The organism is Pseudoalteromonas luteoviolacea H33-S (assembly GCF_001625695.1).
Lineage (GTDB): Bacteria > Pseudomonadota > Gammaproteobacteria > Enterobacterales > Alteromonadaceae > Pseudoalteromonas > Pseudoalteromonas luteoviolacea_B.
Map to the genome: position 1 here is coordinate 1 of NZ_AUXY01000108.1, position 11,564 is coordinate 11,564.

The following is an 11,564-nucleotide window of genomic DNA, read 5'->3' on the forward strand; positions in this document are numbered from 1 at the left end:
CGAAGTTTCGCAGCGCGAAGATGTGAGGTCATGGATGACCGATGTAACCGAGCTCCACGCATGGGGAGCGGCTTAGCTTTACTGTTAAAAAGTTTCTACATCACCACAGGTGGTTTGATGTATTCGGATAAATTTTTGGGCCAACAAGAACAAAATTAGATCCTAGTTTTCATCAGGATGACGGCGAATAGAGGGCATTGTAAAGGCAGCTTTGGTGGTGCTTACCCACAAATCTGCATATTCTCACCTCCGTCATTCCGAGCTTGCCTCGGAAACCATTGGTTTTTTCGATGAGAGGCCATTAGTAAAACCTGTAAACACAATTTCCCTGTTAACCGAGCATCATGGAAATCGAGATCGATTCTCACTGACAGGTTTGTGAAAAATGGTATTTATTAAGGTGAATACAGCGAGTAACAACACAAGAAAACAGACACATAACAAGCCTAAGAAAAAAAGAGCTATGTTTAACAGTAATGTTATTAATGCCCCTATAATTGGTGCGCCCACTATCGCAGTAAGCCAGTCTTTGGTTAGCCACAAGTAAAACACGCAACCAACTGTATTTAATAGGTACCACTGATTTGATGAGAAGAAGATATAACCACGAGTGAGTATCATATCAAGTAAGTGAGCAATTTTATCCGTTGGCAGTCTATCCATTGGTAACTTAACTTGTTTTTCAGTTTATATGATTTAACTTAGCAGATAACAGCTGTTCAATGAATAGACTAAGCCAGACTTTGAGTTAGTTAAAAAATAGCGTGCTGCGCCTAATTTTTGTCGCGGATCAATGACTTTCTCACTTTGCTTTGATACATTTTGTTCACGTTAATTTTACTAAAAGTGATTTATGCAGGCTAAGGAAGAGCAATATTTTAGATATATTGAGGCGGTGTTATTTTGGCAAGGAGAGATCCAAACAGGCACTTTTCAAGATAAGTTCAAACTATCAAGACCCAGCGCTCGGCGTTACTTAACAGACTTTATCGCACGCTATCAAATTGACGCGCATTATAACGAGTCTGAAAAAGCCTATGTATTGGCAACCCCCTTTACACCAAATTATATTTCCCAGGACTTTACCGAGTATGCCAGTTTAATTGGTGAGCAGTATGTTCACAACTTAAGTACCTCGACGATTGCAACGCTCCCTTTACCTCATAGAAAACTCAACCCCACTATTTTAAGGCCCATATTAAACGCTTGTCGCCGACAAAGTGCGCTCGATATTCGCTATCAATCGATAAAAGATGGTGAAGAAACCGAACGCATTATTCGCCCACATACGTTAGTGAACTCGGGGTTGCGATATCACCTAAGAGCATATTGTGAGGGAGTAGGGTTTAGTGATTATTCGCTGTCTCGAATTTTGTCGGCTGTTCCAGACTTTAAATGTAAGGCACAAAAGTACAAACAAGATGATGAAGCATGGCAGCAGGAAGTCACGTTAACCATCATGCCAGATCCGCGTTTAAGTGATTATGCTCAGCAAGTCATTGCCCATGATTTTGATATGAGCGCCAACAAAAAACAGCTCAAAACCAACGTGGCGCTGCTTAATTATTTGATCAGTATTTTACGTTTAGATGTGCAACACCCAAGCCCAGAAGCTCAGCAAATTGTGATGGACCCTGAATGTTATCGTGAATTGAGGAACAATAAACTGCTTTGGAATAGTTAGTAATCAACAACCTAGTAAATTTTTTACTGGTTAAATTAGCAGAATTGCAGTGCAAATACTTCAGGTATAACCTAATCACGTCAAAAGCAAGGAATGTGCAGTGTGAGTGATTTTAATTGTGAAATTTTTCAGTTCTGGGGTAAAGCAGATGACCATAATACGTTGCCTGCCGTATGTCATATGCTGGATGTTGCCTTTGTTGCGAGAGCAATTATCAATCAGCTTGCAGAGCAAGAGCGCGCTATAATAATTGACCCTTTTTTATCTATTGAAGGCGTCGATGAAGAGGAAGCAACTTCAATTGTCTTATTGCTCATTGCATTGCATGATATTGGTAAAATTACGCCGGGTTTCCAATATAAGCTTCCTGTTGAGCGAATCGATAAGTTGTTTAATATACATCATTTTAGCAACTTCGAAGGCGCAGAAACAAAACATGGAAATGCGGGTTTTGTAATTCTACACGACTATCTATGTGACAAATATGCTGTCAATAAAAACACCGCCAGAGTGATGATTTCTGCTGTGGCCAGTCATCATGGCGTATTTGTAGCAAATAAAGCCCAAAGTGGCTCATGTGGTGATAAAAATTGGGAACAATTACAGGTGACTGCCATTGAGTGGCTTGTAAGTTATTTTTCCTTAGACCTTCATTTATTAAATGGTTTGCATAGTAAATCTTTGACGCCGACATGGTTTTCGTACATTGCTGGTTTATGTTCAGTTGCTGATTGGATTGGCTCAGATAAATCTCATTTTTGTTATTGTGAGGCGCAGGAATATGTCTGTGAAAAAAGGCAGCATACAGCAAATGCGCTTGCTGATGAATTAAACATTAAGCGTATCCTCGCTACAAATAATCCCTTTAGGTTTACAGGTGTGTTTGCTTTTAAACCAAACGCTTTGCAGCAAAAAATACTTAAAATTATAAAGAGTAAGACACTGCCTTGGATAACTATCATTGAAAGTGGTATGGGCAGTGGCAAAACAGAAGCTGCGCAGATACTTGCAGATCATTTTATACGCCAAGCTGGGCATTCTGGACTGTATGTCGCTATGCCATCACAGGCTACGGTGAATCAGCTATACAAGCGCATGCTAAAATTTCTTCAACATGAGGCGTTGGGATATCAAAATGTTGAAATGCATCTAAAGCACAGTAATGCTGATTTTGAACCAAACTATGAAGCATTAAGGTTGAGCAGTATTGACTCCTCGAATGAGAAAAATAGCGCACTTTCTGTTAGAGCAAACCAATGGTTTACGTCAAAAAAGCATGGCTTATTGGCGGGTGTTTGTGTCGGTACTATTGATCAGCTTCTGATGGCAGCAATGTTGTACAAACATAATTTTGTCAGGCTATTTGGCCTTGCAAACAAGGTTTTAATACTAGATGAAGTCCACTCATTACAAAGCTTTCAACTAGATCTGCTTAAAAATACTTTATATTGGATGGCTAAGTTAAAAGTCAGGGTCATCATACTGTCGGCTACTTTACCTCGGACTATGTTAGTTGAGTTAGTTAAAGCATATGGGCAAACAGTAACAAAAGAGGTTGAAGTTGAAAATAAGCCATACCCAAGAGTCACAACATATAGCTCGGGGGCTTTAGCACATTCCCACACAATTACTGATGATAAAGATCTCTATGAAAAAGAAATTGTGAGCCGCCCCCCGAGTAAGTATGAGATCAAGTTGCATGCTACGTCGCCAACTCAATGTGTGAGCACCATGGCTGATGATGTTTTAGCCACTGCAAAGAAAGCAGGCACAGGTGTATTTGTATGTATCTTAAATACAGTTTCTAAAGTTCAGGAGCTGTCGAAATTAATTGCACGTCACTGCAGTGAAGTCCCTCATAGTGGGATCGAGCTTTTAACTTTTCATGCAAAATACCCGCTGGCTACGCGTTTATCGATAGAAAAAATGATTGAACATTTAGTTGGTAAACATCCAGAGGATCACAACTCAATTAACCCAAATCGACCTGTAAAAGACAAATGCTTAATTCTGATAGGAAGCCAAGTGTTGGAGCAAAGCTTGGATTATGATGCATGCGAAATGTTCACTCAAATAGCCCCCATTGATTTGCTGCTACAGCGAGTTGGTCGAGTTTGGCGTCATCAGGTCAATAACCCTGTACGGTCAGAGTTCACTCAAGTACCTAGATTAAATGTTTACTTACCTTCAATGGATAAAATTCCAAACGACTATGGAGACTGGTTTGGTCATGGTGAAGTACTTATTTACCCATCACACATATTGGCTGTTACAACGCGCTTGTTATGGGAAAGTGCCAATGTCGAAGGGAATGCATTTGAGATTGATATTAATCGAGATATGGATAATTGGATCAACCGTGTTTATGCAGATGTTGAGCAGCAAGTAACATGGCTTGAGCAGGAGTATGATAAAGCGTTTGAATACAGGTTAGATAAACGCACGCAGTTTACACTTGCTAAGAATATGATGTTTGATGCGGATAAAAAGAGCGTAAGGGATTTATTAAAGTATAACAATAGTGAAATTGACCATGATGAAGTTGTACTCAGTACGCGTTTAACCAGCATCAGCGTGCAATTGGTTTTTCTCGTCGTTGAAGAAGGCAACGTGATTCCAGTAACCGAGTTTTCCATTTATAAGCAAGGTGTGCAGGGACTAGAGGTTCTATTATCAGAATGCAAACAAGAACAAGAATATGAGATTGAATGGCAAGTTAAGCAATGTTTGCAAAAAAGAGATATTGCTCGTTTAAAACAATCCATGATCTCTATATCCCACAGTAAATGGGTTGCCCATTTTAAAGAGCTAGAAGCACAATGGCCGTATTCATTTGTAGCGAAAAGCGTATGGCAGCGCTCCCCCGCTTTATTTAATTGCACCCCCGTGATCTTGGATAAGAGCCTTGTCTATCAGGCTGAAGGGGTAGGTGAGCTTAAATTAGATCCGAAGCAGGGTCTTATTGTGAGTAAAAATCGCGTGAATAGCTAGGTTTAGATTACATATGTGAAGTTATAAACAGTAAGGAATGTTTCCATTTTAATGTGGTTTCATTCTGTCTAGAAATGGATTTACATAAGGAATATGAAAGAACATGAAATACGATTTACTAAAAGAAAGCTGGATACCAGCTATGGATAAACAGGGGCATACCCGTGATTATTCAATTATCTCTATACTGGAAGCTGCACCAAGGTTGCAGCGGATAGTCCATGAAAAACCACTGGTTGTGGCCTCAGTACAGCGTTTGTTGCTCGCTATTTTATATCGCAGTTATGGCTATCTCGATATGGACGAGTGGGATGAGATTTTCGAAGCCGCTGAGTTTGGCAGCCAAGTTATCAATTACTTGTCATCGCCGCGTTGTGAAGCGCGATTTGATTTGTTTTCAGAGCATTATCCTTTTTTCCAAACTGCGAATTTTACAAAAGAGGGAGGGGCGGCAATACCTGTAAAAAAATTGTCTCCTGATTTTGCGTGTGGAAACAATAAAACGTTATTTAATCATATCTCTGATAAGCTCACATTTTCATTGTCCCCTAGAGATACTGCTCTGCACTTATTAGTCTGCCAATACTTTAGTTTGTGCGGTGGGAAAAGTGGAAGCTCAATACAGTTTGGGGAACACCCTAATTTGGCAAACTCCCCCTTAATAGGCGGAGCAGTAGTGATGGTTGAAGGTGAAAATTTGTTTCAAACCTTAATGTTAAACTTACAAATGCCAAAAAATGACGACTGGCTTGACCATAAACTAGATATGCCCGTCTGGGAACAAAATGATATAGAAGCCCCTAAACCAAGGCCCTTACGAGGACTAACTGACTACCTTACATGGAGGTCACGTCATATCCGCTTACTTCCAGATGAAAATGGCTATGTTTCTTCGATGTATTACGCACAAGGCCTGCCAAATCCAAAAGAAATACCAGAAGAACCTTATTTTGCATACAGGCTAAATAAAAAAGGCTTAAAGTTTCCTGTTTCAATCGGTTTTGATCGGGCATTTTGGAGGGATACAGCGTGCCTTTTTCAATATGTAAAATCGATTAATACTGGTATAGAGCCTCAAGATTTAAGACCAGCAGGTATTCAACTTATAGCGGCTGAAGATAATGATTTGATTGAAAGTCTTAAGCTAAACTGTCAATTGATTGGTCTGGAGAATAACAAAGGTAACCCTTTAAGTTGGTTTGAGGAACGTTTACCTTTACCATTTAATTTGATCGAAAAAGATAGCGCCTCACATAATCAATTTAGTACTCATTTACTTAAAGGGTTAGAAACAGCTGAAGCCATTCATGCTCAGTTGTTAAGTGCAGTACGTACTTTTGCTTCACATTTACTCCCTGAGGGTGCAAGAGCACAAGATGTGACGACTAAGGTGGAATCAATCAACCCCAGTCGCTTTTATTGGCCTAAGTTAAATGGAGCATTCGAACAGTTTATTTGGGCCCTTAGCAATCAAGGTAAACAAGCCAAAGAAGATTGGGTAAAGATTTGTAGAAATATAGCGTTGGAAGCATTTGAAGGTGCAACAAAAAGTTGGTGTTATGGTGGCGTTAAGGCACAAAAAGGACTGAGCCTCGCTAAACAGCAATTGGAAGAAGCATTATATCTTAGGCCTTGGCAGCGACATGTCTACTGGAGCCAAGATACACAAGAAATCGTAAAAGAATTATATCGATGGGGAAACCCTGATACTCCTCGCAGAGATATTTTGGCAGCACTGCGTAAATCTCTTGATCTTCAAAAAAGCTCACAGCTTGCTTATATGCCGTATTTAGGACCCTTACTGTCTGAACAGGGGGAGCGTGCAGAGATGCAAGCTTATGTTGCGGGGTTATTTGCCAGCCATCATAAAGTCTATGAAGAATCGAGCCACAAGAGCCTAGGTACACTATGGCGTCATGCGGATGAAAGCAAACGTCCGAGTATGAGCCTTCGCTTTGAATGCCTTCTAGAGTCCAAGGGCGATCAGCTAAAACACATGCTGCGCCAAATGGTACAAATTCTCAAAAGCAAAGACATTGCGATTGATTACCGTACCTTGATGGAAGACCTTTACCACTGGGACAGCGACGACAAACGCATTCAATTAAAATGGGCCAGAGATTACTGGGCTAAACCAATTCAATCGGAAGAGCTTGAAAGCTCAGCAGATACAACACATTAAAAAGGAGTTTCTTATGTCATTTATCGAATTTCACTTATTACAAAACTTTGCGCCAAGTAACTTAAACCGTGACGACACAAATACGCCAAAATCGTGTGTATTTGGTGGCTCACAGCGAGCTCGTATCTCTAGTCAATGTCAAAAACGTGCAATTCGTACTCATGGAGTATTTAATGATGCCGTTGTTGCGCATCAGGGAGATCGTGCCGTACGTACACGAAAATTAGCCATTGATATTCGCGATCATTTTGTGGCTTTAGGCAAGTCAGAAACGCAAAGTGAGGCCGTTGCACAAAATTTGTTAGAGCAGGTTAAACTGAGTGTAAGTAAAGAAAAAAAACACCTATTTAAAACTGAGTATTTGTTGTTTTTAGGATTAAATGAAATAGCGGCGTTGAAGACGATTGCTGAAGAGCACTTTGACGAACTCCAACAAGAAAAACTAGATAAATCTATCACAAAATCCGTGAATGATGTGTTTACTAAAGGTGGTAAATCTTTCGCAGCAGATATTGCGCTATTTGGTCGTATGGTCGCCGATAACAATAACATCAATGTTGACGCAGCGTGTCAGGTTGCGCATGCAATTTCAACTAATATCGTAACGCCCGCCATGGACTTTTTCACCGCAGTGGACGATGAGCTACAAGCGGGTGAGCAAGGCTCTGGGATGATGGGCGGTGTGTACTTTAACAGTGCGTGTTATTACCGCTATGCGCAAATTAATATTGATAAATTGGCTGCAAATCTCGGACATGACAACGAACAAGTGTTTGGCGCCGTTCAAGGGTTTTTCCGTGCACTGGTACAAGCGGTCCCCTCTGGTAAACAAAATAGTTTTGCGGCACAAAACCCCCCGAGTTATGTCAAGGTGAACGTACGAAAAGACGGTGCGCCATGGTCTTTAAGTAATGCATTTACGCAAGCTGTGGTGATTGATAAACCTGATGAAGCAGAACTCGAGCAGCAATCGGCACAAAAATTAGAAATGTTCGCTAAAAAGTTATCGTCTATGTACGGTGAGAGCGGCTTTATCTTTGAAGGGCGCAGCACCTATATTGATAACCTAGAGGAATATCAAGGTAAAGACTGCGGCACAATCTCTCAACTTGAAGCGCATATGCTCGATGCACTGCAAGGTGCTTTGGAGTGTAAATGAGCACATTACTGATCCGGCTCGCAGGTCCGATGCAATCTTGGGGTTTAAAGAGTGCCTTTGAGCTGCGTAACACCCAGCTTGATCCTACTAAAAGTGGGGTTATTGGTCTTTTGTGTGCGTCACTTGGCCGAGAACGCAATGAGTCATTAGAAGACCTCACATCGTTACGTATGGGCGTTCGGATAGATAAACCAGGTGATTTAGCATTTGACTATCAAACCGCGCTTAATGTGGCGAAAGCGGATGGTGGAAAACCTGATACCCAGTTGTCGCATCGCGCTTATCTTGCTGATGCTGCTTTTTGGGTTGGTTTTGAAGGTGATAAACCGCTGCTTGAACAGTTATACGATGCATTACTTAATCCAGTATGGCCGCAGTTTTTGGGTCGAAAATCTTATTTACCGGGGATACCTCTGGTTGATCCACGTAATGCGCTCGTTGATGTGCCTTTAGAGGAAGCCCTGCAGCAAGCCCCCAGAATGATAGTCGAGCATGAAACGCTTGCCGATGTCCCCGTAAAATATATTTATGACAGCGAGCATAAAACAGGGACTGAGCAGCGGCATGATGTGCCATTGAGTTTTGAACTAAACCAAAGAGCTTTCACATTTAGATGCGTGAAAAGCCGTTGGGGGTTAGTAGATACAGAGGAAGTGCTTTATGTCTGAAGAAGTTTGGTATGAAACGCGCTTGTATTTTGACCCTGAGCAGCAAGGCGAAGATATTGGCTTTTTGCATCCAGAGGATTTATATCTGCAACATCAGTGGGTTTGGCGCTGCTTTGAGCAAAGCGACCTGACTCAAGCTGACTTTATGTTTCGTGTGGACATGACGCTACCTGTGCCTACGGTGTTTATTCGTTCGAAGCGGCAGTTAAAAAAATCGATCCAAGGTTGGAAAGCCCTGAAGAGTAAAGATATTAAACAGTATGCAGGTGAATGCTTGGTGCAGTTTTCATTACGCGCTAATCCTACCGTGGATATTACGCTGAAAGGGGATAAAACTCGTCGTCATGATGTGTTGATGCATGCTAAAAAGCAAGCTCAAAAAACTAACGTGGATGTGAGTAAAGCTGTCGATGCTGCGGCCAAAACGTGGCTAGAAAAAAAGCTAAAACAAGGCGGTTTGGAGTTGTTGAGTCAATGTATTGAGTTTAACAATTATAAGCAGCATAAAATTGTGAAGAAGAATAACTCAAAAGCCATTCACTTAAGCACTTTAGACTACTTTGGTGTCGCAAAAGTGGCGGATGTGCAAAAGCTTGAGCAGGTGTTGTTGTCAGGCATTGGTCGCTCAAAAGCGTTTGGCTGCGGTCTGTTACTGATAAAACCATTGTCATAATTTCAAAAGGCGAGCTTGCTCGCCTGATATTTTGGAGTGCAAGGAATGGCATTTCTTCCCTTAAAACCAATCCCCATTAAAGATAGAAACTCCATGATATTTATCGGTATGGGTCGGATTGATGTGCGTGATGGCGCTTTCGCTGTGATTGATGAAGTGAACGGCGAGCGCATGTTAGTTCCCGTGGGATCTGTGGTGTGTATTATGTTGGAGCCCGGTACGCGAGTGAGCCATGCTGCGGTCAAGTTGGCAGCAACCACAGGTACTTTGCTGATCTGGGTTGGAGAGGCTGGTGTGCGTCTATATTCTGCTGGTCAACCCGGTGGTGCCCGTTCAGATAAATTGTTATATCAAGCAAAGTTAGCACTGGATGAGGGCTTACGCCTGAAGGTCGTGCGAAAAATGTTTGAGTTAAGATTTGGTGAGCCTGCACCAGAGCGTCGAAGTGTAGATCAGCTTCGGGGCATTGAAGGTGCTCGAGTTCGAAAAACTTATGAGCTACTTGCAAATCAGTATCAAGTTAATTGGCAAGGTCGCCGTTATGATCCAAAAGATTGGGCAAAAGGAGATGTTATTAACCAGTGCATTAGTGCCGCTACATCTTGTTTGTATGGCGTGACCGAAGCGGCGATCTTAGCTGCTGGCTATGCCCCGGCCATTGGCTTTTTACATACCGGAAAACCTTTGTCTTTTGTATATGATATCGCCGATATCATCAAATTTGACACAGTTGTACCCGTCGCATTTAAAGTAGCTAAAAAACGTCCACACTCGCCAGATCGCCAAGTCAGGCTTGCATGCAGAGAGGCATTTCGCAAAGACAAAGTGTTGCAGCGATTGATCCCCCTGATTGAAGAGGTTTTGGCCGCAGGAGACATTAACCCTCCTGAGCCGTATGAAGATGCGCAACCTCCAGCAATACCTGAACCAGAATCTATTGGTGACGATGGCCATCGCAGCGGTGGTCCATTATGAGTATGTGTGTTGTTGTAACGGAAGCAGTACCGCCTAGGTTGAGAGGAAGGCTCGCTGTATGGCTGTTGGAAATCAGAGCGGGCGTATATGTGGGCGATATTAGCCGCCGTGTTAGAGAAATGGTGTGGTTTCAAGTCGGTGAGTTAGCCGAAAATGGTAATGTAGTAATGGCATGGGCAACTAATACTGAGTCCGGCTTTGACTTTGTCACTTACGGAAAAAACGCCCGAATGCCAATTGATTTTGACGGACTGAGATTAGTGAAATATACACCGCAAGAAAGCTCTTCTATTGATGATGAATAATTGTTTTGCTCTTTAAAAATATGGCTATTTAAAACCTCATATTGTACCTAAAATTTTTGGTAGATTTTTATTCGTTAAATTTACTTATATAAATCAATGGTATAAATTTAGAGTGTTCCCCGTATGCACGGGGCTAAACCGCATCTGCCAACGCAGGTTTGCTTTTAGCCACTGTGTTCCCCGTATGCACGGGGCTAAACCGGCTGGTAACTTGTGAACTTTTCATAATATTTTCGTGTTCCCCGTATGCACGGGGCTAAACCGGTACTATTTTATTTTGGCTGTCTCAAGATGTAGTGTTCCCCGTATGCACGGGGCTAAACCGGCTTGTGATCACGGGTTGGCTGTTTAATCCATCGTGTTCCCCGTATGCACGGGGCTAAACCGAACTTGCGCCGGAATATGATTTTGATATGAGTGTCTTCCCCGTATGCACGGGGCTAAACCGCAAACTGGCAACCAGTTTTTCGTAGAATGACCGTCTTCCCCGTATGCACGGGGCTAAACCATTCCAATGATTCTTCATAGCTTTTTTGAGTTCGTCTTCCCCGTATGCACGGGGCTAAACCGCTGTAGCACAAAATGAGGCCTACAAATCGTCTGTCTTCCCCGTATGCACGGGGCTAAACCGGTGTAACAATGCGAGTGACGTGCCCACACTGCGTCTTCCCCGTATGCACGGGGCTAAACCGAAACCGTTATTGATGTGCGCGTAGGATACGATGTCTTCCCCGTATGCACGGGGCTAAACCGCGCCTAATTGAGTTAGGCCAAGAACGAAAAGCGTCTTCCCCGTATGCACGGGGCTAAACCGTTTAAAGAACTAGCTGAGTTCGCGACCCCAGACGTCTTCCCCGTATGCACGGGGCTAAACCGGGTAATCACTGGCATTATAACCATGACTTATGCGTCTTCCCCGTATGCACG

At 42.4% G+C, this 11,564-nt stretch carries 8 protein-coding genes and 1 CRISPR repeat array; all 8 genes read left to right on the forward strand.

What is annotated here, in order from left to right:
• Positions 1–853 precede the first annotated feature (853 nt).
• Positions 854–1,684: a helix-turn-helix transcriptional regulator gene (locus N477_RS21615; RefSeq protein ID WP_063364447.1), complete on the forward strand. Its 831-nt coding sequence runs from the start codon at positions 854–856 to the stop codon at positions 1,682–1,684.
• A 102-nt stretch (positions 1,685–1,786) separates the two neighbouring features.
• Positions 1,787–4,675 (forward strand): CRISPR-associated helicase/endonuclease Cas3, encoded by a 2,889-nt coding sequence (locus N477_RS21620; protein ID WP_063364446.1) that lies wholly within the window; start codon positions 1,787–1,789, stop codon positions 4,673–4,675.
• Between the two features lie 103 nt (positions 4,676–4,778).
• Complete coding sequence (casA, locus tag N477_RS21625) at positions 4,779–6,857, forward strand: type I-E CRISPR-associated protein Cse1/CasA (RefSeq protein ID WP_063364445.1); 2,079 nt, start codon at positions 4,779–4,781, stop codon at positions 6,855–6,857.
• A 13-nt stretch (positions 6,858–6,870) separates the two neighbouring features.
• On the forward strand, positions 6,871–8,016 hold the full coding sequence (cas7e, locus tag N477_RS21630; protein WP_063364444.1) for a type I-E CRISPR-associated protein Cas7/Cse4/CasC: 1,146 nt from the start codon (positions 6,871–6,873) through the stop codon (positions 8,014–8,016).
• Positions 8,013–8,684 (forward strand): type I-E CRISPR-associated protein Cas5/CasD, encoded by a 672-nt coding sequence (gene cas5e / locus N477_RS21635; protein ID WP_063364443.1) that lies wholly within the window; start codon positions 8,013–8,015, stop codon positions 8,682–8,684. The genes cas7e and cas5e overlap by 4 nt, the downstream gene beginning before the upstream one ends.
• A complete protein-coding gene (gene cas6e, locus N477_RS21640; protein WP_063364442.1) occupies positions 8,677–9,357 on the forward strand; it encodes a type I-E CRISPR-associated protein Cas6/Cse3/CasE in 681 nt (226 codons plus the stop codon). Before cas5e ends, cas6e begins: the two co-directional genes overlap by 8 nt.
• Before the next feature lie 45 nt (positions 9,358–9,402).
• Positions 9,403–10,332: a type I-E CRISPR-associated endonuclease Cas1e gene (cas1e, locus tag N477_RS21645; RefSeq protein ID WP_063364441.1), complete on the forward strand. Its 930-nt coding sequence runs from the start codon at positions 9,403–9,405 to the stop codon at positions 10,330–10,332.
• The gene (gene cas2e, locus N477_RS21650) at positions 10,329–10,637 is read left to right on the forward strand and encodes a type I-E CRISPR-associated endoribonuclease Cas2e (RefSeq protein WP_063364440.1); all 309 of its coding nucleotides are present in this window, start codon (positions 10,329–10,331) and stop codon (positions 10,635–10,637) included. The genes cas1e and cas2e overlap by 4 nt, the downstream gene beginning before the upstream one ends.
• Positions 10,638–10,749: 112 nt before the next feature.
• Positions 10,750–11,513: direct repeats of the CRISPR family, unit length 29 nt; unit sequence GTCTTCCCCGTATGCACGGGGCTAAACCG.
• Positions 11,514–11,564: the final 51 nt, after the last annotated feature.